Origin of the sequence: Collinsella sp. TF11-5AC, from assembly GCF_003436775.1 — a bacterium.
Taxonomy (GTDB): domain Bacteria; phylum Actinomycetota; class Coriobacteriia; order Coriobacteriales; family Coriobacteriaceae; genus Collinsella.
This window is the reverse complement of the sequence record NZ_QSQO01000003.1, coordinates 38,790-65,374: the sequence shown is the minus strand read 5'-3', so window position 1 is coordinate 65,374 and position 26,585 is coordinate 38,790. Positions and strand designations below refer to the sequence as shown.

Here is a 26,585-nt window from a genome sequence, read left to right as displayed (position 1 = left end):
GGAATCACCATGGCACAGGAATTCACTTTTACCGTTAACGGCGTGGAGCGCACAACGACTCAGAACAAGCCGCTGCTGCGCTACCTGCGCGACGACCTGCACATCCATTCCGCCAAGGACGGCTGCTCCGAGGGCGCCTGCGGCACCTGCACTATCCATGTGGACGGCGCGGCCGTCAAGGCGTGCGTACTGACCACTGCTCTTGCCGCCGGTCGCAACATCGTGACTGTCGAGGGCCTGCCCGAGGACGTGCGCGAGGCCTTTGTGTACGCCTTTGGTGCCGTGGGTGCCGTGCAGTGCGGTTTTTGCATCCCCGGTATGGTCATGGCGGGCGCGGCGCTCATCGCCGAGGACCCCGAGCCCACCGAGGAGCAGATCAAGTACGCCATCCGCGGCAACGTCTGCCGCTGCACCGGCTACAAGAAGATTATCGAGGGCATCTCGCTGGCCGCTGCGGTACTCCGCGGCGAAAAGCAGATCGACGAGGATCTGGAGCGCGGCGATGACTACGGCGTGGGCAAGCGCGCCTTCCGCATCGACGTGCGCAAGAAGGTTCTCGGCGAGGGCAAGTACCCCGACGACATCGACGAGTCCGATCAGCCGGGCTTGACCTATGCCAGCGCCGTGCGCTCCAAGTATCCGCGCGCCCGCGTGCTCTCCATCGATACCTCCAAGGCCGAGGCCCTGCCCGGTGTGGTGGGCATCCTGCGCGCCGAGGACGTGCCGGTCAACCAGGTCGGCCATCTTATCCAGGACTGGGACGTCATGATCGCTCAGGGCGATATCACCCGCTGCGTGGGCGATGCCATTGTGCTGGTGGTTGCCGAGGACGAAGCGACGCTCGAGAAGGCCAAGAAGCTCGTAAAGATTGATTACGAGCCGCTGGAGCCCGTGCGTAACATTGTCGAGGCCAGGGCCGCCGACGCCCCGCGCCTGCACGACAGCTTCTTTGCCTTCGGCAACACGGTGGAGCTCAAGGACAACGTGTGTCAAAGCCGCCACGTGACGCGCGGCGACGCCGCCAAGGCGCTGGCCGAAAGCGCGTTCACCGTGACGCAGCGCTTTACCACGCCCTTTACCGAGCATGCCTTCTTGGAGCCCGAGTGCGCCGTTGCCTTCCCGTACAAGAACGGCGTCAAGGTGCAGTCGACCGACCAGGGTGCCTACGACACGCGCAAAGAGTGTGCCCACATGTTTGGCTGGGACAACGAGCCCGAGCGCGTGGTCGTCGAGACCATGCTCGTGGGCGGCGGCTTTGGCGGTAAGGAGGACGTTTCGATCCAGCACCTGGCCGCGCTTGCTGCCTATAAGCTCCAGCGTCCTGTGAAGTGCAAGCTCACGCGTGCCGAGTCGCTCGCGTTCCATCCCAAGCGTCATGCCATGGACGGCACCTTTACACTGGGCTGCGATGCCGAAGGCAACTTTACCGGCCTGGATTGCGAGATCAACTTTGATACCGGCGCCTACGCTTCGCTGTGCGGCCCGGTGCTCGAGCGTGCCTGCACGCATGCCGTCGGTCCCTACAAGTACCAGAACACCGACATTCGCGGTTTTGGCTACTACACCAACAACCCGCCCGCCGGCGCGTACCGAGGCTTTGGCGTTTGCCAGTCCGAGTTTGCACTCGAGAGCCTAATCGACTTGCTGGCAGAGAAGGTCGGCCTGGACCCGTGGGAGATTCGCTACCGCAACGCCATCGAGCCGGGCGAGGTTCTGCCCAACGGCCAGATTGCCGACTGCTCCACGGCGCTTAAGGAGACGCTGCTCGAGGTCAAGGATGCCTACTACGCGCATCCCGGACACGCCGGCATTGCCTGCGCCATGAAGAATGCTGGCGTGGGCGTGGGCCTGCCCGATGCCGGCCGCTGCAAGATTCGCATCGAGGGCGGCGTGGCTGTGGTCTATGCCGCCACGTCCGACATCGGCCAGGGCTGCAACACCGTCTTTTTGCAGGACGTTGCCGAGGCGTGCGGTCTGCCGCTGAGCTGCATCGCTAACGGCGAGTGCTCCACCGAGAACGCTCCCGACTCCGGCACCACGTCTGGCTCGCGTCAGACGGTTGTGACCGGCGAGGCCGTGCGCGGCGCCGCCTTCTTGCTGCGCGATGCCATGGTTGGCATCGAGGCCGGCAAGCCTGCGCCCGATGCTCCCGTGAGTGCGCATGGCGACGGCGTCAAGATCGAGTACGACGACGGTCGCGCCTATCAGCTGCGCACGCAGGAACTCGTCGCCGGCCAGGGCATGCATCCTCAGGACCCCGCGGCCGCCATCAAGGCACTCGAGGGATGCGAGTTTGGCTACGTGTACCTGGAGCCGACCGACAAACTGGGTGCCGACGTTCCCAATCCCAAGAGTCACATCTGCTACGGCTTTGCCACGCATGTGGTCATTTTGGACGACGACGGCCGCGTGAGCGAGGTCTATGCCGCACACGATTCCGGCAAGGTGGTCAACCCCATCTCCATTCAGGGTCAGATCGAAGGCGGCGTGCTCATGGGTATGGGCTATGCGCTTACCGAGGATTGGCCGCTCAAGGACTGCGTACCCCAGGCAAGGTACGGCACGCTCGGGCTGTTCCGTGCGCCCGAGATTCCGGATATCCACGCCATCTACGTGGAGAAGGACGAACTGCTGCCCGTGGCATACGGCGGCAAGGGCATCGGCGAGATCGCAACGATCCCCACGGCGCCCGCCGTACAGAACGCCTACCGCGCGTTTGACGGCAAACTGCGTCCGGATCTGCCCATGGTGGATACGCCGTACAGCCGCGTTCGTAACCGCGGATAGGGTAGGGCGCGGTCGGCCATTGCTGACTGCCGTCCGCGCTCAACATCAACTGTATATGCTGCGCCTTTGGCCCCGGCTCCATCGCGAGCCGGGGCCTTTTGTTTGAAGCGGAAACTGTGTCCCGGAATATGGCTCCAACATGGGTTGCATTTTCCGGTTGAAGCCTCAAGCGGAAACTGCGTCCCGGAATCGTGCCTCAGAATGGGATGCGTTTTCCGCTGGCCGGTCGTTTGGAAAGCACAACCCGTTCTGAGGCCGGATTCCGGGATACGCTTTCCGCTAGGTCCGCCATCCGGAAAGTGCATCCCGTTTTGAGCGTCCAGGTTGGGATGCGCTTTCCGCTGGCGTGGCCGTTGGGAAAACGCGGCCCAGATAGGGGGGGATGCGATCCGGCGATGCGTGGCCTAGCAGCTCCTACAGGTCCACCTCGTTGAGCCATGTCGGCAGAGCGGTCTGCCGGATGCCTGCCGTCTGCAGCTTTTTCGCGAGCAGTCCTGCCGAGCGGACTTCGCTCATGGTAAAGCGCAGCAGAGGGTGACCGTAGAGCGATAGGTGCGCCTCGCGCTGTCGTTCGACAACGAGCGCCTCGGCGGTGGTGCGTCCGGCCAGCATGGTCTGGTCGGTATATTTGATGAGCCCGTCGAGCTCGCCCAGCGTGAGTTCCCGCGCCTGGCGCTCCCAGGCAAAGTCCGTTCGTATGGGCTTGGCCGAATCGAAGGGGTCCGTCAGCTCGTATTGAAGCCAGTCGGGCGCAAAGCCCGTCTCGATCATGACGGCTCGGGCGACCGATTCCCCGCCGCTCTCGGCGCGGGCGTCGGCATATCGAAGCGTTGTGAGGGCGGTGCGAATCGCGCGACCATTGCGGGCAGTCGCTCGTTGCTCAACGGCCTCCATCAGCTGTTCCGGCGCAAGGCCGAGCTTTGAGATCGCCGAATCGGCAATGGGCATGCCGTCGGCAAAACCAGTTTGCAGCAGGCAATCTGTGGCCGTTTGGATGGGCGGCGTTACCGATACGCCGGCTCTGCGTATTGCTCCGGTCGGCTCAATCTGGTGTCGCTGAATATGTGCGCCCGGACGAGCCGACGGCTTTGTCGAGCTGCAAACATGCACGACGTTCAGGTGTCGCCACGAGACCTCGAGCCCCAGCGAGCAAGCTGCCGAAAACGAGCAGAACGTCCAATCGGGATGGATGATCGCAAGGGCGCGGATAATCTCGCAATGGCGTTGCGCTCGGTTGAGTTCATCCCAGCGCGGTTTTCGCGCAAACAACCCCGGCATGGGCGAGACAACCGTGCCGCCGGTGCGCCGAAGGAGCGCTTTTCGGATCGCCGTGCTCGGGGGAATCAGACAGCGCCCCTCTTGTTCGGCTTGAGTGAGCAGTTGGTCGATGAGCTGGTCATTGCAATGGGTCATGAGCTACCGCCTCCTTTTGGGTAGCAAAAACGTATCAGCTGGAACTTGCCGCTCAGCTGACCAAAAGCTGACCAAAATCTAACCATGCAGGTAGATGACCTGCTTTTGGCGACATTTTTACATCCGAATCGGTGGGCGGTAATCGGCGACCTTGAACGGTAGCTAGATATGAAGTCTTGGTAAGTTTAGGGACGTGTACTTTTTTGAAAAAGAGCATTCTATCTGCTGTTTTGTGTTTCTGGATCGCATATTTGAAGGCATGTGATAAGGGCGGCGGACTGTCGCCTTGTATCTGCGGAAACTGTGACCCGGAATTGCCGCTCGGAATGGGATACGCTTTCCGGAACAGCCCTCAACCGGAAACTGTGTCCCAGATTTCGGCCTCAGAGTGGGATGCCGTTTCCGGATCGGGCCTCAAGCGGAAATTGCATCCCGGAATGAGCGCTCAGAGCGGGATGAACTTTCCCAATGGGGCCGCAGACGGAAACTGTGTTCCGGATTCGACGCTCAGAATGGGATTCGCTTTCCGGTAGGGGCTTCAAATGGAACATGCGTCCCGGGGCCCCACACGGCGTCGCCACACAACTTTGTGTCCGCACGGACGGCTATGTTTACTGCAACGTAGCCATTCGTGGAAAGGACGGATGCCATGGCAACGGATAAGACCGGTTATGTGAGCGTTGGTGCCCGGATCGAGGATAAGGTCATGCCCGATCGCGTGATCTTTAGCATTGGCTTTGGCGGCCGCTTTGATACCAAGGAGGCGTGCCTGGACGATTACAACGCCGATCGCGCCAAGGTCGCCGCCGCGCTGGTGCCCTTTGGTCTGGATGACGAGTTAACGTGTCGCCGGTACACCTGCTATGCGCAGACGACGCGCAAAAGGGCAATCATCGTGGGCTACGACTACTATGCGTACGGCACGGTTGCCGCGCCTGTCGATTCGATTGACTGTGCGGCTGTGTGGACGGCGCTCAACACCTGCGGATCGCATGCCGACATGAACATTCGATTTGAACTTGCGGATGAGCGCGCGGCGGAGGACGTCCTGATTGCCCGCGCTGTCGAGCGCGCCCGCGGTAATGCACAGGCGCTTGCTGCGGCGGCGGGGGCTAAGCTGGGCGGCATCAAGCATATCTCGTATAACAGCCGGCCGGGGGATTATGGCGGGGTGTACTGCGCTGCCATGGGCGCTCCCGATGGGGTATCCGGAGGCCTTGGGGAAACGGTGCTGGATCCGGAACCCATCGAGGTCGAGTGCTCCGTGGACGTGGAGTGGTGGCTGGAATAGCGGACGAGTCGGGTGGGCGTCGAGCCTTCATGACTGAAAAACCATTTGTTAAACCCAACGTCCGTGGGTAGAATAAAGTCGACGGCAGCCCAAGTGGTGAAGAGCTGGGCAGCGCCGTTACTTAGTTTAAGGGGTCAATGCCTTAGCGGCGTCGACCCCTCTTTTTATGCTTCGCACGCTGCTTGAGTGCCTCGGTAAGCCCGATAAGCGCCGTGAGGAGCGAGACCAAAGCGGTCAGGAGCTTCACGAAATCAATCAGATTGGTCATTTCATGTCCGCGTGGGCGCCTATTCTTACGGCAATGTAGCCGCCTATGTAGCTATGTAGCAAGCGGCAAGCAACGGAGAAAGGCCCTAACCTTGTCAGCTGAAAAGACGCCGGGTATCTCGGCTATCGATACGACGAACTTTGCGCGCCAGATCGTGCTGGACTTTGAGTTTGCGCCGGTGCCAAAGCAGCGCCAGCGTCGTGGACTGCGCAACGAGATTATCGAGGTCGGCGCCGTCAAGCTCGATTACCACGGCAACGTTATGGGCGAGTTCTCGCAGTTTGTGCAGACGGAATTTACCGAAGGCGTTGCGTTTCCCGTCCGCGAGCTTACGGGGATATCGGCTGTGGACACCGCGATGGCCGATCTGCTCTACGTGGTGATCAAAAGGCTCAGCGATTGGGTCGGTCGCTACTCCGCCCAGGTGGTTTGCTGGAGTGGGACGGACCGTCGACAGCTTTTGACCGAGTGCCAGGCAAAGCACATCGATCTTTCCGCATTTCCTACGGACTGGGCCGACATACAGGCGTTTTACACCTCGATCATGGACGTTGGCAGCCACGGGTGCGTCTCTTTGAGTGACGCGGCGACGTGGTTTGGCATCGAGTTCGACGAGTCGACGGGCCACGCCCACAGCGCCTTAGCCGATGCGCGCGTGACCGCCAAGCTGCTCAAGCAGATGATGGAGGGGGACTATCACGTGAGTCCGCGCGCCCAGGAAGTCCGCCAGCGGCGGGGGATGGGCGAGTGAGCCCAGACGCGCCTTTCCAGCAAGTGCCTCGAGCTGGGTGACCTGCTGCTGAAGCTGAAGGCGGAGGGGAGGTAGGAGGCTCATTTGGCGACAAGCGGACGGAATGGTTGCGCGAAGGATTCTAGGATCAGCAGCAGAAGACTGCGTTTGGGATCCTACTCAAGGACGCGCTGACACTCGCTGGGACCAAGCAGGTCAAGAGCGTGGACATCGAGATGGCTTCCATTATCGAAGAGCGGCTTGCTAACATGATTCGCTGGACGAATAGGCAGAGACCCGTGACGCTGCGTGCGTCATCGTGCACAATGAGGTGTATAGGCTGCCAGTGGCGAACTATCCCGACGAGGTTCTGAGCAACTGCATCACCGAGATTTTCGAATACTTCTACGAAGAGGGATTTGGCGGCGTAGAGCAATCTGATTTTACGCGTTTGCAGGAGGAAGCCGGTATGGCAGACGAACTTGTTTTTAGTGCTGGCGAGATAGTTTACGCCATGCCTCAACTGCCCAAAGTTACATCTGTGCCGCTGAACGGTAGCGCCGTGCTGGTTGGTTTTAAGGACGCTCCCGATGGGGAGGAGGTCCTCTTTGATTTTGACCCTCGGGCTGAAAGGGCTACGAAGCTCGACTATGAACTTGCAGCCGTTAGCGGGCTCCTCACGGGTGCGTTGAATATCCTTTGGCAGAAAGACTTCAACCTAGAGGGTGCCAAAGAGTGGAGCGACGAGAAGGTTGGCAAATTCGTTCTTACGATTGCCAAGTCTGCGGGTATGACAAAGGCGGATGCAACTCTAGAAGACGCTATTCGCTTTCTAGAGAAAGAGTTTCCTCTTGCCACGGACAAGCTGACTGCCGAGTTTGGCGGCGGGCTCCAACATCATCTGCGGGATTTCTCGCACCACCCGAGCTTGGTTGGCCTTGCGTGTTCGATCCTCTCGCAATTCACCTGCAAAGGCTATGGTACCGATACGGCCGGCCGGTTTGTCGCCTTTGACCTGCCTGCCGCCGCCTTCGATCCCGACTGCCCTCTTGTAGGCAGGAACGTTCCAGAGAAGATCGCGTTTGGCACTCTGTTCTGGGCGATGCATCTCGTGAGCGACATGGCGGGGTCTAGTTCAAACCCCGGTAAGGGGACGGGCATTCCCGGCGTCGTGCTGTCCCTGCTAAAGGAGCTCTCCTCCCTGCCTGTTTTTCAAGACATGCAGATTGCCTATAAGGGCGAGGATATTCGCATTCAGCAATGGATCTCAAAGCTGTTTAACGGAACGGCGTTCAAAACCGAGGACGGCAAGCCCATTCGCTTCGACCTTCGGACGGAAGTCGGCCTGCTCGATCAAGCTTTAAGCCAGGTGCCAGCAGTCGTGGCCAACGAGGTTATCGTTCGTTGTCTCTACATGCTTTCAAGGCTCAAGGCCGAGCTGGAACGTTGCGAAGTGAGCAAGGTTTCCGGCTTGCAAAAGCTCAAGGCTTCGCATTTCATGCCCTATAACAGCAGGGTTCTCACTCGCATGGTCACGGTTTCGAGCACTTCGTTCGTTTTGGTGAATCTAGCGACGGCGGCGGCCAGGGCGGGTATCGAATGCGAGGGGAACAAGGTCGTGTTCGCCCAGAAGCTCTTCTTGCGAATAAACTACGTTGGAGTTGGACGCCTTACGTTTGCCCTCCATGCCGACTGGGGCTATATGGCGGAGGAAATGTCCGAGGCTTGGACTGAGCGCGCCAGGCGCCGCCAGGATATCTTCGATAGATTTCACTTTTATAGCCTAGATAGAGAAACGACGAGGATTGCCTTCTCGCTGAAGCTTGCCGCCATCAACTACGACTGCGGGAACGAGAAGAACGAAGTGCGCAAAGGGCAAAAGAGGAGCTGGGCCCGCGCGTGGCAGGATTCGGTCGCGGATGGCCTAGGCATTGATGCAGACGGCTACTTTTTGAGCGAGGAAGATGCGTACGGAGCCCTTGAGACAGTTTCGCGGCGGCGAGGCGGTAAAGTGCGTGCCTTGCTTGTTGCACAGGAGTTGGTTGAGTTTCGCCCCTATTCCCAGATGGGAGATGAAGAGAAAAAGGAATACAAAGGTTTGAAGGAGAGTGGATCTTGGGTTAAACACGAATTTCCCAGGAGACAAGACGCGGTTGATTTGGACGCCATACGTTCTCTCGAGAAACGTTGCGGGACACGCTTCCGCGAGCTTTCAGGTACATTGCCAAAGTTCTTGGTGGGCGGCGTCATTGTCGTGGCGGCGGCCGTAGGCGCAGGAGGGGCGGCCGCGGTACTCGCTCCGGATATTGCTGTCGGTATCTTCGGAGGCTCATTTGCCGGCCTTCACGGGGCTGCGCTTGTCAATGCGAGCCTTGCTGCAGCTGGCGGTGGGGCCTTGGCCGCCGGCGGCATGGGCATGGCCGGTGGCACTGCTTTGATTACGGGCGGCGGTGCCGCGCTTGGTCTATTGGGTTCCGGCGGCGTTGCCTTGGCGGCATCGATGGGGGAGGACTACGCGCAGTTCGTGCTCGTCGAATGTTCGAGGCTCCTTGCTTTTCTTGATGTGGCTACTGACCGCTGCCCGCATGAGGGGGCCATTTTGGTGCGGAAAGCAGCCGAGGCCGTGCAGCGCGGCATCGCTGGCATTGAAGAAGATGTCGAGAAGGAGAACGGAAAGGGAAATCGCAAGGATGGCAAGTTGCTTAAGCAACTGAAGAAGGGTCTTGGGTATTTGACTTCGACCCTTAAGCAGATCGAGAAGATGCAGAGGCGCCTTGGCACCGCCGGTGAGGGTGAGCCGCTCAACAGCTTGCCGGCATCGGGTGATGAATAGGTACACTGCATATTGATGCCCCGGGAATGGCCTCTGATATGAGTCGCCGGGGTTTATTTTGTTTGGGTATGTAAAATTACTGGTTGGGTCAATAAATCAGTGATTGGTGATACCACTTACCAGATTTGTTAAACTATTGGTTGGCCGAAAGCTCAAATCATGGCTTTCGGTTGTAAAATACATGGTTGGAATTCTATTTTTCGCAGAGAGGTCCAACCATGGCCGATAAGACCGCGTTCGACTACGTGAACGAGATATGGAGCATCGCGAACTACGTGCGTGATGTCATTCGCCCCGCCGACTACAACAAGCTTATCCTCCCATTCGCCGTGCTGAGGCGCTTCGAGTGCGCCCTCGAGCCGACGCGGGCGGCCGTGAGCAGACAGGCCGCCAAGGGGGTCTGGGACGACGACGACCCGAAGTACTGCGCCCTCTCCGGCCACTGCTTCTACAACGTCACGAGCTTCACACTCTCCAACCTCGGGGCGACGAAGACCTGCGACGCCCTCATGGCCTACATCAACGGCTTCTCCGCGAACGCCCGCGAGGTCCTGCAGCGCTTCGAGATGCGGCAGACCTGCGAGAAGCTCGACGAGAAGGGCATGCTCTACGAGGTGTGCACACGCTTCTCGGGCTTCGACCTCGGGCCCGAGACGGTCTCCGACCGCATGATGACCGACATCTACGAGCACCTCATCCAGCGATACGGCGAGGAGATCTCGCAGGACGCCGAGGACTTCATGACGCCCAAGGACGTCGCCCGCCTCGCAACCGCGCTGCTCTTCGCAAACGAGGACACGCTGCTCAACGCCGACAACGGCGACATCCGCACGCTCTACGACGGCAGCTGCGGCACCTGCGGCTTCATCTGCGACGCGCTCGACCAGCTCGACGAGTGGCACGACAAAGGGCACTTCAGCAGCCCAACCAAGATCGTCCCCTACGGCCAGGAGCTCGAGGACGCGACATGGGCCATGGGCAAGGCAGCCCTTATGCTGCGCAACATCGCCGGGGGCTCGGGAGACGTGCTCGACCAGATGACCGACCTGTCGGCCGGCATCATGCTCGGCGACACCCTCGACGACGACAGGTTCGAGGGACGCACCTTCAACTACCAGCTCACGAACCCGCCCTACGGCAAGGAGTGGAAGAAGGAGAAGGACGTCGTCCTCGAGGAGATGGGACGCGGCTTCGAGGGCAGGTTCGGCGCCGGCAAGCCCGACATTGACGACGGCAGCATGCTCTTCATGCAGAACGTCGCGGCGAAGATGGCGCCGCCCGAGGAAGGCGGCGGCAAGGCGGCCATCGTGCTCTCGGGTTCCCCGCTGTTCAACGGGGATGCCGGCAGCGGGCCATCGGGCATCCGCCGCTGGCTGTTCAGCGAGGACCTCGTTGACTGCATCGTGAAGCTGCCGACCGAGATCTTCTACCGCACGGGCATCGCAACCTACATCTGGGTGCTCAACAACCACAAGCCGGAGAACCGCAAGGGGTACGTGCAGCTCATCGACGCCTCGGAGGAGAAGACCGCCCTGCGCAAGAGCCAGGGGAACAAGCGCTACGAGGTCGGCGAGGACCAGGCTGCGTGGATCGTGCGCACCTACGTAGACGGGCACGACCACGGCAGGTCGGTCATCGTTCCCGTCGAGGACTTCATGTACCGCAAGGTGACCACGCAGCGCCCGCTGCGCGTTGTCATTGAGCCCTCGGCCGATGGGCTGGATGCCCTCTTTACCCTCAGCAAGCCCATGGAGAAGCTGTCGGACGCGAGCCGCGCCGCCATTCGCTCCTGGGTTGAGAAGAACGAGGGCGCCTCGCTCACATACAGCGAGGTCCTGGCTGCGACCGAGAAGCTTCACAAAGCGATCGAGAAGCCCAAGCCACAGAAGACGAAGCTCGTCGAGGCACTCGTCAAGGTGTTCGGTCGGCAAGACCCCTCCGCGGAGCCGGCGGTCGATGCGAAGGGCAACCCGGTGTTCGACCCCGAGCTCAAGGACACGGAAAACATTCCAATCGGCATGGAAATCGACGACTACATGGCGAGCGAGGTGCTGCCCTACGCTCCCGACGCCGTGGTGGACGGGTCGGTAAGGGACGAGCCCAAGTTCGACAACAAGACGGGTCTCACGGCCAACCCGCTTGGCGACGGTGGGGTGGGCGTGGTCGGCACGTCGATCTCGTTCAACAGGTACTTCTACAAGTACGAGAGCCCCCGTGCCCCCGAGGTCATCGCGAAGGAGATTCTCGAGCTCGAGGACGGCCTCGGCTCGCTCATGAGGGGGTTCCTGGCATGAGGACGAGAAGGGAGATAAACAGTGCTGAGTGGTTCGGTGAGGTGCCGGACGGCTGGAACATGGTGCCGTTGCCGAGGCTTTTTATGAGCAGCAAGGGAATGACCGTCACTAGGGCTGACTTAGTTGACGAAGGAGCTCCCGTCGTCAATTACGCCCAAGTGCATTCGAAGTTAAACAATAGATTCGGTATCCACGAAGAGCTCATAAAGCACGTCCCTACGGGCATGGTTCCAAAAGGGCTGAAATATTCCGAGAAAGGTTCCTTTATCTTCGCCTGCACATCAGAGGACCTTGCCGGGTGCGGAGACTGCATATACAACGATTCTGAGCGGCCGGTTAATCCCGGAGGCGATACCCTGCTCCTCTCTCCGGTTGACGAGGTTGAGAATAAGTACCTTGCATATCTTTTCTCTACCGACATGTGGCGCTGGCAGATTCGGCGCGACTTGATCGATGTGAAAGTTTTTCACGTTAACCAAGGCAACCTGCACGAGACCTACGTCACAGTCCCGCCTTGTGATGTCCAACGCCGTATCGTCTCCTACCTCGACGAGCGCTGCGCGGCCATCGACGATGACGTGAAGAAGCGCCAAAAGGTCATAGAGAGGCTCAAGGAGTACAAGAAGTCCCTCATCGCGCATGCTGTGACAAAGGGCCTCGACCCAACCGCAGAGATGAAAGACAGCGACATTAAGTGGGTAGATCAAATTCCCTCTAATTGGCAGACCTCCAAGCTCAAAGCTCTATTTCAAATTACAAAACGAATTGCCGGGGTTGAAGGATTGACAGTTCTGTCGATTACACAAGATGGAATTAGGCCCAAAGATTTCAGCACAGGAAAAGGGCAATTTGCTGAAACATACTCACATTATCAACTCGTACATCCTGGCGATTTTGCGATGAACCACATGGACCTCTTAACAGGTTGGGTGGATATATCTCGCTATGAAGGAGTGACAAGTCCTGACTACCGAGTGTTTTCAGCCCGTGACCTTGCGGTAAGCAACCCGAGTTACTACCTCTACCTCTTCCAGATGTGCTACCTCAATCGGGTGTTTTTCGGTTCAGCAAATGGAGTTGCTGACAAGGGGCGCATGCGACTACAAACCAACGCATTTAACAACTTCGTCGTTCCTTTACCACCTTTAGAAGAGCAAAAAAGGATAGCGGCCTACCTCGACGAGCGCTGCGTGGCCATCGACGAGGCAATCTCACGCCAGGAGCAGCTCATCGAGAAGCTCGGCGAGTACCGCAAGTCCGTCATCCACCACGCCGTCACCGGCAAGATCGACTGCACGGAGGCATAGCCATGACAAGAGTCGACATAGACAGTGCATATGAGCGCCGCGACGTCGAGTACAGCGGCCGCCGCAAGATTCACCAGGAGGATGCCTTCGAGCGCTACATCTCCCGAAAGGTCGCTGCCCTCGGCGGCGCGGGCTGGGCCCTCTCACCTGACGATACGGGGTTCGACCCGAACGACGCACTCGTGTTCGACGACTTCGTCGCCTGGCTCGAGGCCACCGCGCCGGAGAAGCTCGACAAGATGCGCCGAGAGAAGGGCGCGAGGTGGGAGGACCAGCTGCGCCGCGCGCTCGTGAAGAGCCTGGAGAGAAACGGTACCGTTCTCACGCTACGCAAGGGATTCCAGGTGGCCGGTTACCAGACCATCGAGTGCATGGCTGGCTACCCGGACGACGAGCGCGTGCCCGGGGCGAGGGAGCGCTACGACGCCAACATCCTGCGCTTCATGCACCAGGTTCACTACCAGACCGCCGGGAGCAAGTCTCTCGACTTCGCTCTGTTCGTCAACGGCATCCCCGTCGCCACCGGCGAGGTCAAGACCGAGCTCACCCAGACCGTGCGTGACGCCATCGACGAGTACGTCGACGAGCGCAGGCCCATAGAGCCCGACGGCGGCAGGAAGAACTCGCTGCTCATGTACAAGAGGGGCGCCGTGGTCCACTTCGCAGTCTCCGAGGACGAGGTCTGGATGTGCACGAACCTCGGCCCCTTCCCGAGCAGGTCGGCGAAGCCCCGCTTCCTCCCGTTCAACCTGGGCCGCGACGGCGGGGCCGGCAACCCGGACGCGCCCGAGGGCGAGTACAGGACCCACTACCTCTGGGACACCATCCTCCAGCGAGACAACTGGCTGTCCATCTTCGACCGCTTCGTCTTCGAGGAGATCGAGGACAGGCAGGACGCGACGGGCCGCTGGCGCAAGACGGCGACCCAGATCTTCCCGCGCTACCACCAGTTTGACGCAGAGAGGAAGGTCCTGGCCGACGCGCGGGAGCATGGGGCGGGACGCCGCTACCTCATCGAGCACTCGGCCGGCTCCGGCAAGACCGAGACCATCTCCTGGGCCGCGCACGACCTCGCGAGGCTCCGCCGCGCGGACGGAGAGAAGATGTTCTCCAGCGTCGTGGTGGTCACCGACAGGCTGTCGCTTGACCAGAACATAAAGAAGACCATCTCCCAGCTCTCCAAGGTGACCGGTCAGGTCGTCATGGTCGGCCGCGACGAGAGGGGCAGCGCCGTCGCCGACGGCTCCAAGAGCTCCCAGCTCGTCGAGGCCCTTCGGCAGAAGAGGGAGATCGTCGTGGTCACCATCCAGACGTTCCTTTACGCGTGGCCGGACATCGCGGCGCTGCCCGAGCTTGACGGCTCCGGATTCGCGGTGATCGTCGACGAGGCGCACAGCTCTCAGGAGGGCAGCTCGGCGGCGTCCCTCAAGACCGCCTTCAACGCGGCGGCGGACAAGCTGAAGTTCGAGAGGATGCTCGACTTCGATGAGGACTCGGACGACGGCGGGTCGGTCATGGATGCCTACTTCGCCCAGATGCAGGCGAGCAACCTCATGCCGCCGAACGTCTCTTTCCTCGCGTTCACAGCGACCCCAAAGGCCGAGACAAAGACCCTGTTCGGCACGCCCACGGGCGAGGAGGACGAGGACGGCAATCCGGTCATGGGCAGCTTCCACCTCTACCCGATGCGGCAGGCGATCGAGGAGGGCTACATCATCGACCCGCTCTCGGGATACGTGCCCCTGCGCACCCTCACGAGGATCGAGGACGAGTCCGAGGACGCCGACGGCAGACTCGTCGACGAGCGCCGCGCCAGGAGGAAGATCGCCAAGTGGCGCTCGCTCCACCCGACGAACGTCATGGAGAAGGCCAAGTGGATCATCGACCACTTCGTCGACAACGTGGCTCCGCTCCTGAACGGCGAGGCCAAGGCCATGATCGTCACCTCCGGGCGTCCCGAGGTCGTGCGCTACAAGTACGCGATAGAGGCGTACCTCCGCGCCCGTCCGGACCTCGACCCCGCCAAGGTCGAGCCGAAGCTGCGCTTCAAGGTGCCCGGCGAGCCGCTCGTCGCCTTCTCCCAGAAGGTCCTGGGCGACAGGTGCGTCCTGCCCGAGGACGAGTACCTCGAGGACAACCCGTTCGCCCTCATCGAGCGCGGATACGAGTACACCGAGGCCAACATGAACCCGACCGGGCAGGGCCCGGTCGAGAGGGCGTTCGACCGCCCTGAGAGCAGGCTGCTCATCGTGGCCAACAAGTTCCAGACCGGGTTCGACCAGAAGAAGCTAGTCGCCCTCTACGTCGACAAGCCGCTCGGCAACGCCATCGAGATCGTGCAGACCTACTCGCGCGTCAACAGGACGTGCTCCGGCAAGGACGGGGTCTTCGTCGTCGACTTCGTGAACGACCCCGAGACGGTTCTCGCCGCCTTCAAGACCTACGACAAGGGCGCGACGATGAGCACGGCCCAGGACCCGAACATCGTCTACGACCTGAAGGACGCCCTCGACGCGGCCGACGTGTACGCGACGCGAGACGTCGAGGGGTTCAAGGAGGCGCTCTACAGGTCCAAGGGCCTCGCAGCCGGTGAGGAGAGCGATGCCTACAGGACCGCCCTCTATTCCGCCGTCTCCGGGCCCGCCGAGATCTTCCGCGAGAGGTTCGCGGCGGCCAGGGACTCCTACGAGACTTGGCTGGAGTGCGCCAACCGGGCGGAGGCGGCCGGCGAGGCCGAGGGGACGGAGAGGGCCAAGAGGAGCGCGGACGAGGCGGCGGGACGCGTCGCGGAGCTGATGACCTTCAGGAAGAAGCTCTCCAAGTACTGCTCCGCCTACACGTTCCTGTCCCAGGCGCTCGACTTCGGCGACCCCGACCTCGAGGTGTTCTACAGCTTCGCAAAGCTGCTCGGCCACAGGATCGCGGGCACCTCGCTCGACGACGTCGACGTGCGCGGCCTCGTGCTTCGGGACTTCCGCATATCGGCCCAGAAGGTCCCCGAGGGGGTCGAAGGCGGCGAGCTCATGCCGATGGGCGCTGGCGGCTCAGGCACCGCGCCCAAGCGCGACACTATGGCGAGGATCGTGGAGAGGCTGAACCGCACGTGGGGCGACGAAGGTGACCCCCTCGTGAAGGCCCGAGCCGTCAACGCGGTCTCCGATGCCGTGGCGGCAGACCCCGTGACCAACACGCAGATCACGAACACGAGCAACACGAAGGAGGCCGTCCTCGCGGACGGGCGCCTGCGCAACATCGTCATCAGGGCCCTCATGTCGATGATGAGCAACGAGCTTGGAGACCTCGCCGAGCAGGCGCTCGACGACCCGCAGGCGATCGAGCCCCTGGCCGACCAGGTGTACGACCTCATCTCGCAGGGGAAGCGCTACGACATCGCCGAGCTCGCCTCCTACCTCTCGAGGGGAAAGTAGATGGGCGTGGCAGGCTACGTCGAGGAGCTGCTTGGTGTCCGGGACTGCGAGCTCATCGGCAGCGCGACCAAGGTCGATTGCGGTAGGAGGCTCCAGCAGTTCGACCTGAGATACCGCGGGCCCGTCCCCGCATCGTGTCCCGAGTGCGGCGGGACGCTGCACAGCCACGGCGCGAGGACCGTCGGCGTTGTGTCGACGCCACACCTGGGCATCCCGACGAGGCTCGAGATAGGGTTCCCGCGGATGCGATGCCCGGAGTGCGGCTACGTGTGGCGCCCGGCGATAGGCGGGATCGACGAGAGTCACCGGATGACGGAGGCGGCATACGCCGACATCGCCCAACGCTCGCTCAGGCTCACCTTCCGCGAGGTCGCCGAGGAGTACCCGCTCTCGCACGTCACCGTGAAGAGCGTCTTCGAGGACTACGTCCGCGAGAACGCCTCGAGGCTTCGCTTCAAAGTGCCGGCGTTCCTGGGCATAGACGAGAAGAACCTCAAGAGGGTCGGCATGGTGACCGTGATCACTGATCTCGAGCACAGGACGGTCTTCGACATGGTGCCCGGCAGGACGCAGTCCGACCTCGACGCCTATTTCTCCTCGTTGGAGGGCCTCGAGCGCGTACGATGGGTTTCGAGCGACATGTACCGGCCGTTCTGGAGGAGCATAGCCAAATACACCCCGAACGCGACATGGGTCATCGGCCACTTCCATGTCGTGAAGGGAGCCAACGAGGCCTTGGACGCGGTCCGCAAGGGCCTCCAGGGAGCTCTCGACAGGAAGGGTCGCCTTGAGCTAGAGAAGGGCCTCGCCTACGTCCTTAGGAAGCGGACGCGCGACCTCAGCCTCTACGAGGCGTCGGCCCTAAGGGCGCTACGGGAAGACTCCTCCTACTCGACGCTGATGACCGCGTACGACCTCAAGGAGGACTTCTTCGGCATTTACGACGACCATCCGTCCTCACGCGAGGAGGCTGAGGCGGCGTTCGACGCCTGGATTCGGGAAATTCCCGATGGCAGGGAGTTCGATCCGTTCAGAGCCCTTGCTCGGACCGTTCAGAATCACCGCGAGTTCATCTTCAACTACTGGGAATGCCCCAGCCGTATCTCGAACGGCTACACCGAGTGCGCGAACCGGCTCATAAACGAGACGGACATGAGAGGGCGCGGATACTCGTTCGAGACGCTCCGGGCAAGGACCCTCTACCGCAGGCAGAACCTCGACCGCATCATCGCGAGCAACGGGCTCACGATCGGCCCTCGCATCGATGCACCCGGTCCGCTCTTCGTGACCGAGCCCGACCGCGAGGACGAGGCCGTCGATGAGTTCATAGACCCGAGGTCGGGAGTGGAGGTCGACGCAACGACGGGAGAGATGCTGTGAATTCGAGGCTCGACGAAATTGCAGCCTGGGAGCCAAGGCCTTCAGGCGGCCTGAAATGCGATGCCAACGAATACGGCTTTCCGACCGTAATCCATCGCACACCAAGCAGGCTCGTGGAGGAATGCGAGAAGGCCTTCGATGCGGGGCTTCTCCTCGCGGCACTGAACCTCGTCGTGACCATACCGGACGTCTGCGCAAAAGCCGTCGGCATGCGATACATCGACTGGTGCGTTAAATACCTGGAGCTTCCCAATACCGGCGAAAAGATGGCGGCAGAGCGAAAAGACGAGAAGAGTCAAAGTGAGATAAGCGAGGAGTTCGACGTTATAGAGGCGCGAGGTATATTCACAGCTTCAGACCTCTATCAACTGCGTTGCGCCGTTATCCATGCGGGATCATCAGTCATCGAAGGCAGAGGGGAGGATTATAGTCCTTATAAGGTTATCGGGGTATGCGTTCACGGCGACGCTCATGGGATCGTCGCGAGCTATGGCCATACCGGGGCGGGTACGGAGAACCTGAAGGGGTGCGCATACGATTGCGTCATCAAGCTCGAAGGCCTCGTCTCCCTCATGGCCAAGGGCGTTGTGTCTTTCCTCGAAGAAGATCCCGAGCGGGATTGCGAAAGGACCATCAAGTCGGGGATAGACCGCAGAGGCGTGACGGATTTTAGATCGCTAATCCAACGGCCCGTTCGTTAAATATGTGGTTGGAGTTGTGCTAATACCATTTGTAAAATAAATGGTTGGAACTTGATAGCCCGGTTCTTACTTTGCCAACCGGTAATTTACTAACTTCCAACCATTTATGTTACATGCCCTTTTGTTTTTAACGCAAGCTTTATGCCGGTGAGCTTGTGTTCGATGCCACTTGTCGAGGCTGAGTGCAGGTCGGCGACTTGCTCGATGTCTGATTTGCCCTTCGATCAGTTCTTGTCGAGCCCCTTTGGGCGGGAGAGGCAGCGATCTAGATATCCGCTCTTGGCATATGAGACAAGAAGCCCGTAAGACTGTGGCAATGTCAAAAGGCATACACAAGTGTCAGTCTTTTGACATCGTATGATTTTGGGGAGTGGCGTGCAGCGATCGCGCGCCACCATGACGGCGTAAGTGTTTGCTTTCGTTGTAGAATCTAACGATATGAGCATCCCGGTTGCTTCAGTGCTTCGATGCTCTCGTCTTTAGCGCCCTCCGCTCAGTGGAGGACTGACTGCAAACGGCGTAAACAAGAAAAGGGGAGCAAGCGCAAATGAAAGCAACCGAGGCAAATCTGCTCGACCTTATGGGCGTGGCGAAGATGCAGTTCGTCATTCCCGTGTACCAGCGAGTTTACTCGTGGAGTGTAAAAGAGTGCGAGGTGCTTTGGGATGACGTCATGCGAGCGGGTCGTGATGGCGTATCGCACTTCGTGGGGTCGATGCTCTATATCCCCGAGTCCGAGAGCTCTGCCACGAGCATTTCGCGCGTGCTTCTGATTGACGGACAGCAGCGCATGACGACGTTTTCGTTGATGATCGCTGCCTTGGCTGAATATCTGGAGGATAATCCCGACAAGGCCGGCTTCCTTGGCGATCTCAAGATCTCAGCGCTGCGGAAGAACTACCTCTTTAACGATGATGACTACAACGGTCTGGCGCGCTACAAGCTAGTGCTCTCGCAGGACGATAAAGAGACGCTGTTTTCCATCGTGTCTGGGTTTCCCATGCCAGATGAAAAATCGGATCGGATCGTCGAGAACCATGTGTTCTTCCGCGAAAAGATGCGCGGGAAATCATTCGACCCTGCAAGGCTTTGGGCGGGGCTAAACCGCGTGCAGGTCATCGACACAAAGCTCACCGCTGGCGTCGATAATGCCCAGCTCATATTTGAGTCCATGAACTCCAAGGGCAAGCCCCTCATGCCCATCGATCTCATACGCAACTATGTTCTTATGTCGCTTCCTAACGACGAACAGACCAAGCTCTACGAGGGCTACTGGCATCCCATTGAGCGTCTGTTTGGAAAAGGGGGCGAGAGCGAGTTTAACGCCTTCATTTGGTACTGGCTGTGGCTCAAGGTTCCCAATAGGCAGCCAAAGGAGAATGAGGCTTATTACGAGTTCAAACGGTATTTTACCGATGACTACGACGGAGACACCGAGAGTCTGCTCAAGGAGTTGCGCGAGTATGCGCAAAGGTATGCCAGCCTGTTCCAAGACAAAGAAAAGGACGCTGACCTACGTCGGGTGTTCAGCAGAATCGTAAGCCTTGATGTGAGACAGATCAGGCCTCTTTTGATGCTGCTCTACTCGGTTTACGAGAGAAATAGGCTAGACCGCAACGCGTTCCTTCGCATCTGCGAGACTATCGAGTCGTTCCTGTTCAGGCGAGCGGTTTGCGGCAGGCTTACCACGGGCCTAAATAATTTCTTTGCCGGCATGTATCGCAACCTTGAGCAACAGGACGATATAGAGGAGTATGTTACGGCGATGCTTCTTATCCATAGCAGCGGTATGACTGCGTACTTTCCGACAGACGAGCATTTTGTCGAGGAGTTTAAGACGCGTGACTGCTACAATCGCTTCTCCAAAAAGCGCTATTACCTGGAACGCATGGAGAACTGGCACCACCCGAAGGAGTCCATCTCGGCTGACGATTACCAGATCGAGCACGTCATGCCCCAGACGATCGATGATGAGCACGGCTGGAAGGAATCGCTTGGCGAGAACTGGGAAGACATCCACGACAGGCTGTGCAACAACTTGGGAAATCTAACGCTGACGGGCTACAACCAGGAGTACTCAAACCGGTCGTTCTCGGACAAGCTCAATCTTCCGGGCGTGGGGCTTAAGTGCAGTCCGCTCCACCTGAACAAGTCGATCGCCTCGCATGAAAAATGGGGCGAGGAGGAGATTAGGCAGCGTGCGGACGAGCTGGCGAAAGAGGCGTGCGAGATATGGAAGTACCCCGATCTTCCGGCAGATGTCGTTGACAAGTATCGCCCCTCTCGCGGGGAGTCTGACGAGGCTCCTGTCTGGACTCTGCAGGAGAATCACCCAACTTTTGCCGAAGGCGGACTCAACCAGAGGCTTTTCGATGAGGTGTGCGAGTCCGTTCTGAGTGGTAACCCTTCGTGGGAGTCCTATATAGCCAAGTACTATGTGGGCTTCAGGTCGGGCAAGCGAAAATTGCACGCCGTGCTAGAAGGCAGGACCAGCAATGGTGGCTGGATTGCCGTTGGCCTGGCAAAGAGCGTTGACGATCTGACGGATCCAGAGGGCCTGTGTCAGGACAAGCGCTCACAGGGCGGATTTGGCCCGGGTCTACCGACCTATGTCGCACTTCGGAATGCCGATGACATTCCCGCGGTGCTCGATCTTATAAAGCAGTGCTAGGCAAGGGCCGGGAATCTAATTCTCGGCCCTTGCTATCTCGGAATTGCCGATGGCTTATCTGCCCACCTAAACTCCCGCAATCCCACGCGCCGCACTCAACAGCTCGTACTCCCTCTGGCTCCACTGGCGCAGTTCAGCGGCGTCGACGGCGTCGCGGCACAGGTCCAGGAACACCTCGGCGCCCTCGCAGAAGCACTCGCGGGCAAAGGCGCCCGATCCGTCTGCAACGCACGCGCCGTCGGCGAAGAGCTTCCAGCTGGACGGCTCACGCGAGTCATTTCCGAGCAACTTGATCTGCAGCACGTGAGGGTCTCCGGCAACGCAGAGCTCTTCCTCGAGCGCCTGCACCGTAAAGCGCATCTGATGGGAGAGACTGCTCTTGACCATGGCCGAGGCATAGCCGCTCGGCTCGTCCAGAAGATGCATTCGTTTTGGCTTGGCTACCAGGTTGTGGAAGTTGCGCTCACTGCGCACGGAGAAATTGTCCATACGGACTCCTTTCATCGATGTTGGCAGGGCCACCGTGCCTCTTGGCCGGTTGGCGTCGGGATCGTGGAGCCAACTCTCTACCCCGACTCTGGATAAAACGTGCCCGCTCCTTGCAGGCACGGTGGAGTCTATCAGCGCGCGCGGACACAAATCAAGCGCGCTTGCGAAATGACGCGCGGGCGGCGCTTGATTTCGCCGGCTGCTGTTAGGCTTAAATTCGAAAAAATGTCGAAATATCCCGTGTAAAAGTACGGAAAAGTGTCGTGATACACACTTTAAAACCTCGAAAAAGTGTCGAAATGAGCACCTAGCAACCACGGAAAAGTGTATCCTAGTGCTAAAACAGCACGTAATAAGGGGTACGCTTATGCTGCAGAGAAAAGCGAAAGCACAGTTTGAATCTTGGCTTGCCTCGTCGCCTAACAAGGCTCTTTTGGTCAAGGGCGCCCGACAGGTGGGAAAGTCATATTTGGTCAACGTCTTTGCAAGCGAATCGTTCGAAAATGTCGTGACGTTCGACCTTATCGCCGACGCGTCCGTGCGCGATTCGTTTTTGGCGGCAAAAAGCGCGGATGACCTGCTTATGCGCATGTCTATTGCTGCAACGCAGCCGATGGTTGCGAACAAGACCGTTGTGGTTATCGACGAGGTGCAGCGATGCCCCAACGTAGTGACGTTTATCAAATACCTGGTCCAGCGCGGCGACTTTCGATACATCCTTACCGGATCGCTCCTTGGCGTTGAGCTCGAGGGCATCGATTCCCTGCCGGTGGGGTATGTCGAGCAGGTCCAGATGTACCCGCTCGACTTTGAGGAGTTCTGCTGGGCAAGCGGCGTTGCTGCCGGAGCGTTTGACATGCTCAGGGGTTGTCTAAAGGACGAAAAGGAGCTCCCCGGCTATCTGTATGACCGCTTGCTCAATCTGTTCCATCAGTATGTGGTGGTGGGGGGCATGCCCGACGCGGTCAATTCCTTCTTGGCGACGCGCAATGTCGACGAGGTTCGAAACATCCATCGCGATCTTCACGCCCTGTATCGCGATGACATCGCAAAGTACGCTCCGCCTGAGCTACGCTTGGTTATTCGCGATATCTATGATCTGATTCCCAGCGAGGCCGGCTCCAAAAACAAGCGATTCAAACTGTCATCGATTAACGGTGTCAAACGTTTTTCGCAGGTGACAGATCATTTTCTCTGGCTATCGGAGGCGGGTGTCGCGCTTCCCGTGTATAACGTAGCGGCGCCCGTGGCACCCCTTTTATTGGGGGAGCAACGAAATCTGTTCAAGCTGTTTTACTTGGACACCGGAATGCTCATGTCGTCGTATTCCAAAAGGGTCGCCCAAGGAGTTTTTGATGGGGAGGCGGAAGACGCCTTTGGCATGAACATGGGGGCGGCGTTTGAGGGCTTCGTTGCCCAAGAGCTCAAAGCCCACGGATTCAGATTGCGCTACTTTACGTCTAAAAAAGTCGGCGAGCTCGATTTTGTGGAGGAGACGCTCGATGGGGAGGTCCTTGCCATCGAGGTCAAGTCGGGCAAGAGCTTTAAGTCCCATGCGGCGCTCGACAACGCGCTCGCGACGAAGGGCTACGGAATCGATCGCGCCCTGGTACTTGCGGAATGTAATCTTCACCGCGATGGTGACGTGCTGTATCTGCCCATCTTTATGGCAGGGCTTTTGGAGCCGTAACATGCCGCCGGCTCTTCCGGCCCTCCCTTAACCCTCGCTACTCGTCGTCTCCGTCGTTGGGGTCGCCCTTGAGGGTGTTGATGTCCAGGTACTCGTCATCGTTCTCTTTTTGCTGGGTCTCCGACTCCGCTTGGGTGGGGCCGGAGAACAGACGGAATCCCTCAAACGCAATGACGCCGAGCAGGGCAATGACAATGGCGATAAAGGCAACCTTGACTGCCTGCGGAAATTCCGAGAAATGCAGTGCCTTTTCCTCGGCGTAATAATCGGCGAAGCGCTCTTCGCCCGTGCTTTTGGTATACGCCGGCGCGGACGCGGCCTCCGGGTCATATTCCGGTGCAGGCGTGGCAGCGTACGGATCGTTGAGATAATCGCTCGATGCGGTGCCATAATCCTCGGTCTCGATGCGATCGGTGCCAGCATAGCCATCGGAATAATCGGAATATGCCGCACCGCCCTCATAGTCCGCGGCGCTCGTGTTGGCGGCAAAAAGCGGGTTAACTGGAACGTCGAGCGCCGGCATGCCGGTAGAGGTCTCATCCAGATCGGCTGCAGCCCAGGAATCGTAGGCAACCTGATGGGCAACGGGCTCATCGAGCCTTGTGACCGGAGACTTGCGTGCCGCAGGAACAGGCAACTGCTGGGCGCTGTACATAACGGTGCTGTCGGCCGATTTGTTCCGCGTCGCCGCAGCGAGAAATGCCGCCGTCTCGGACGGGTCGCTTGCGGGGCGGGGAGTGGGCGTGGGCGCCGAAATGGGTGCGGGCGTAGACGCGGGCGTCGAAACAGGCGGCTGCGCAGGAGTCGGCGCAGATGCGGGCTTAGGCGCAAGTGCGGAATTGGGGCTTGACGGGCGAACCCCACCGCCCATGAGTTCGTCGGCGGTCCACGGGCGATCATCCATCACGTCGTCAAGGCTCAGCGAAAACAGGTCGTCTTCACCCTCATCGAACATGCGGTGCACATGTCCACCAATTGCCGGAATCAATCCGCGACCGGTGCATGATGCCTTGCTCAACGCCATTCTGTTCCACCCTTTCGAAATACTAATGACATCGATTATATGGAACTTTCCAAGCGGCTCGGTCTTGGATTCATGCTCTCCAGAACTCGCGCCCAAAAGGGGAGGGGCAATCTGGGCGAGTGCCTACTTGTCGTCGGCCGCCGCCTTGGCCTCATTGAGGTAGCTATAGAAGCTGTACTTGGAGATGCCAAAGAACTCGCAGGCGCGCTCGCTCGACTTGGAAATGAGGAAGGCGCCGCGACGGTCGAGGTAGCCAATGGCACGAATGCGCTCGTCTTTGGTCATGAGCGCCGCGGGCTTGCCCACAAACTGCTCGCACTCGTGCAGCAGGTCCTCGAGCAGGTCGCCGATGTTCTTGGTAATGGGCTCGGGCTCGGTGTAGCCCGTGCCGCCGGTGCCGGTAAAGGCGTCGAGCGAACGCTCAAAAGCCTTCATAAGCGTAATGTCAAAGTTAATGCCCAAAATGCCGACGGGCTTGCCCTCGTCGTTGCGGATAAAGATGGTCGAGGACTTGAGCAGCTTGCCGTCGGTGGTTTTGGTGAGGTATGGCTCGCGGTCGTGCACGTCGGTGGTGCCCTCGTGCATGGACTCAAACACAATATGGCTGGGGCCGTCACCCAGTTTGCGCCCGCTGACGTGGCCGTTTTCGATCACTACGATGGAGTGGTCCACGTCCTCGGTCTCCAGATCGTGGACGACGACTTCGCAGTTGGGGCCAAATTGGAGCGCCAGGCCGTGTGCAAGGCGCTTATAAAACTCAATCTGTGCGGGGGTCATGGGTGCCTTCCTAAAAATTAGTTTGGGCACACTTTGCCATAAACCACACTTGTTCGCAAATAACGAAAGCGTCGCTGCGTTATGTGACCGTTCGTCGGCGAAAAGGTACCGATTACGGCAACAAACAATTTGTTAGGTTTACCAATCAAAAAGTGTGATAGAACAGTGCTAACAAACTTTTTGTTTGGCATCCACATAAAAGTTCAGTCGCATGAATGGGAATGGGCTGAAACGCGTATGCGGGGGCCGGCAAGAGAGGACTTAAGGAGTTCACCGTATGGCCGATAAGATCCAGTGGGCGGGCAACACGATGCCCAAGAGCGATGACAAGCACTTGGGAATCATGAGCCTCGACCACGTGAAGAAGGCCCGCGCCTTCCACCAGTCGTTCCCTCAGTACACCGTCACTCCGCTTGCCCGCCTGGATGGTCAGGCTGCGCGCCTGGGCCTTTCCAACCTGTGCGTTAAGGACGAGAGCTATCGCTTTGGCCTCAACGCCTTTAAGGTCCTGGGCGGTTCGTTTGCCATGGCCAACTACATTGCCGACGAGACCGGCAAGGACGTTGCCGAGTGCACCTTCGATTACCTGACCTCCGATCAGCTTGCCAAGGACTTTGGCCAGGCCACCTTCTTTACTGCCACCGACGGCAACCATGGCCGCGGCGTGGCATGGGCTGCCAACAAGCTGGGCCAGAAGGCCGTCGTGCACATGCCCAAGGGTTCCACCAAGCCCCGCTTTGATAACATCGCCGCCGAGGGCGCCACGGTGACCATCGAAGAGGTCAACTACGACGAGTGCGTGCGCATGGCCGCCGCCGAGGCCGACGCCTGCGAGCGCGGCGTCATCGTTCAGGATACCGCCTGGGAGGGCTACGAGAAGATCCCGTCCTGGATCATGGAGGGCTACGGCACCATGGCTTCCGAGGCTGCCGAGCAGCTGCGCGAGATGGCCATCAACCGCCCGACGCACGTCTTTGTCCAGGCTGGCGTGGGCTCGCTCGCCGGCGCCGTGGTGGGCTACTTCACCAACCTGTATCCCGATAACCCGCCCACCTTCGTCGTGGTCGAGTGCGCGCCTGCCGCCTGCCTGTACAAGGGCGCTGCCGCCGGCGACGGCGATCCGCGCATCGTGGACGGCGACATGCCCTCCATCATGGCCGGCCTGTGCTGCGGCGAGCCCAACATCCTGGGCTGGGATATCCTGCGCAACCACACCACCGCCTTCGTGTCCTGCCCCGACTGGGTCACCGCTCGCGGCATGCGCACTCTGGGCGCTCCCGAGAAGGGCGACCCGCGCGTCATCTCTGGCGAGTCCGGCGCTGTGACCACCGGTCTGGTCGAGACCCTCATGCTCGACCCCGAGTACGCCGAGCTCAAGGAGCTCATCGGCCTGGACAAGACGAGCTCCGTGCTCTGCTTCTCCACCGAGGGCGACACCGATCCGGATCAGTACCGTCGCATCGTCTGGGAGGGCGAGTATCCGACCTGCTAGCAGACTGACC

General features: G+C 59.7%; 16 protein-coding genes and 1 riboswitch. Of the genes, 12 read left to right on the top strand and 4 right to left on the bottom strand.

Going from position 1 to position 26,585, the window contains the following annotated elements:
• Positions 1–9 precede the first annotated feature (9 nt).
• The gene (gene xdh, locus DXD16_RS02465) at positions 10–2,787 is read left to right on the top strand and encodes a selenium-dependent xanthine dehydrogenase (RefSeq protein ID WP_117655020.1); all 2,778 of its coding nucleotides are present in this window, start codon (positions 10–12) and stop codon (positions 2,785–2,787) included.
• 414 nt (positions 2,788–3,201) lie between these two features.
• Here xdh and DXD16_RS02460 read toward each other — a convergent pair whose 3' ends face one another.
• On the bottom strand, positions 3,202–4,200 hold the full coding sequence (locus DXD16_RS02460) for a hypothetical protein (RefSeq protein ID WP_117655019.1): 999 nt from the start codon (positions 4,198–4,200) through the stop codon (positions 3,202–3,204).
• Between the two features lie 649 nt (positions 4,201–4,849).
• Here DXD16_RS02460 and DXD16_RS02455 point away from each other — a divergent pair.
• The 9 genes from DXD16_RS02455 (at position 4,850) to DXD16_RS02415 (ending at position 21,103) form a co-directional block, all read left to right on the top strand.
• Entirely contained in the window at positions 4,850–5,491 is a 642-nt protein-coding gene (locus tag DXD16_RS02455; RefSeq protein WP_117655018.1) for an SIMPL domain-containing protein, read from the top strand.
• Between the two features lie 359 nt (positions 5,492–5,850).
• Entirely contained in the window at positions 5,851–6,510 is a 660-nt protein-coding gene (locus DXD16_RS02450; protein ID WP_158551512.1) for a 3'-5' exonuclease, read from the top strand.
• 325 nt (positions 6,511–6,835) lie between these two features.
• Positions 6,836–9,322 (top strand): hypothetical protein, encoded by a 2,487-nt coding sequence (locus DXD16_RS02445; protein WP_117655016.1) that lies wholly within the window; start codon positions 6,836–6,838, stop codon positions 9,320–9,322.
• A gap of 218 nt (positions 9,323–9,540) precedes the next feature.
• Entirely contained in the window at positions 9,541–11,616 is a 2,076-nt protein-coding gene (locus DXD16_RS02440; RefSeq protein WP_117655015.1) for a class I SAM-dependent DNA methyltransferase, read from the top strand.
• Positions 11,613–12,923 carry a restriction endonuclease subunit S gene (locus DXD16_RS02435; protein ID WP_117655014.1) on the top strand — a complete coding sequence of 437 codons (1,311 nt, stop codon included), beginning with the start codon at positions 11,613–11,615 and terminating at the stop codon, positions 12,921–12,923. The genes DXD16_RS02440 and DXD16_RS02435 overlap by 4 nt, the downstream gene beginning before the upstream one ends.
• 2 nt (positions 12,924–12,925) lie before the next feature.
• Positions 12,926–16,351, top strand: a complete 3,426-nt coding sequence (locus DXD16_RS02430; protein WP_117655013.1) for a DEAD/DEAH box helicase family protein — start codon at positions 12,926–12,928, stop codon at positions 16,349–16,351.
• Positions 16,352–17,731: an ISL3 family transposase gene (locus tag DXD16_RS02425; RefSeq protein WP_117655012.1), complete on the top strand. Its 1,380-nt coding sequence runs from the start codon at positions 16,352–16,354 to the stop codon at positions 17,729–17,731. It begins immediately after the preceding gene.
• On the top strand, positions 17,728–18,432 hold the full coding sequence (locus DXD16_RS02420) for a hypothetical protein (protein ID WP_117655011.1): 705 nt from the start codon (positions 17,728–17,730) through the stop codon (positions 18,430–18,432). Before DXD16_RS02425 ends, DXD16_RS02420 begins: the two co-directional genes overlap by 4 nt.
• 547 nt (positions 18,433–18,979) lie before the next feature.
• Positions 18,980–21,103, top strand: coding sequence for a DUF262 domain-containing protein (locus DXD16_RS02415; RefSeq protein ID WP_117655010.1), 2,124 nt, complete (start codon positions 18,980–18,982; stop codon positions 21,101–21,103).
• A gap of 66 nt (positions 21,104–21,169) precedes the next feature.
• On the opposite strand, the gene DXD16_RS02410 is transcribed toward DXD16_RS02415, so the two are convergent.
• Positions 21,170–21,592 carry a hypothetical protein gene (locus tag DXD16_RS02410; RefSeq protein WP_117655009.1) on the bottom strand — a complete coding sequence of 141 codons (423 nt, stop codon included), beginning with the start codon at positions 21,590–21,592 and terminating at the stop codon, positions 21,170–21,172.
• Positions 21,593–21,600: 8 nt separating this feature from the next.
• A riboswitch (SAM riboswitch) is annotated at positions 21,601–21,691 on the bottom strand.
• A 268-nt stretch (positions 21,692–21,959) separates the two neighbouring features.
• Here DXD16_RS02410 and DXD16_RS02405 point away from each other — a divergent pair.
• A complete protein-coding gene (locus tag DXD16_RS02405) occupies positions 21,960–23,282 on the top strand; it encodes an ATP-binding protein (RefSeq protein ID WP_117655008.1) in 1,323 nt (440 codons plus the stop codon).
• Positions 23,283–23,319: 37 nt separating this feature from the next.
• Here the strand turns inward: DXD16_RS02405 and DXD16_RS02400 are convergent, their stop codons facing one another.
• Positions 23,320–24,306, bottom strand: coding sequence for a hypothetical protein (locus tag DXD16_RS02400; RefSeq protein ID WP_117655007.1), 987 nt, complete (start codon positions 24,304–24,306; stop codon positions 23,320–23,322).
• A gap of 123 nt (positions 24,307–24,429) precedes the next feature.
• A complete protein-coding gene (locus DXD16_RS02395; RefSeq protein WP_117583047.1) occupies positions 24,430–25,083 on the bottom strand; it encodes a transcriptional regulator in 654 nt (217 codons plus the stop codon).
• Positions 25,084–25,360: 277 nt separating this feature from the next.
• Here DXD16_RS02395 and dpaL point away from each other — a divergent pair, with 277 nt between their 5' ends.
• Positions 25,361–26,575 carry a diaminopropionate ammonia-lyase gene (dpaL, locus tag DXD16_RS02390; RefSeq protein WP_055252227.1) on the top strand — a complete coding sequence of 405 codons (1,215 nt, stop codon included), beginning with the start codon at positions 25,361–25,363 and terminating at the stop codon, positions 26,573–26,575.
• The last annotated feature ends 10 nt before the right edge of the window (positions 26,576–26,585 follow it).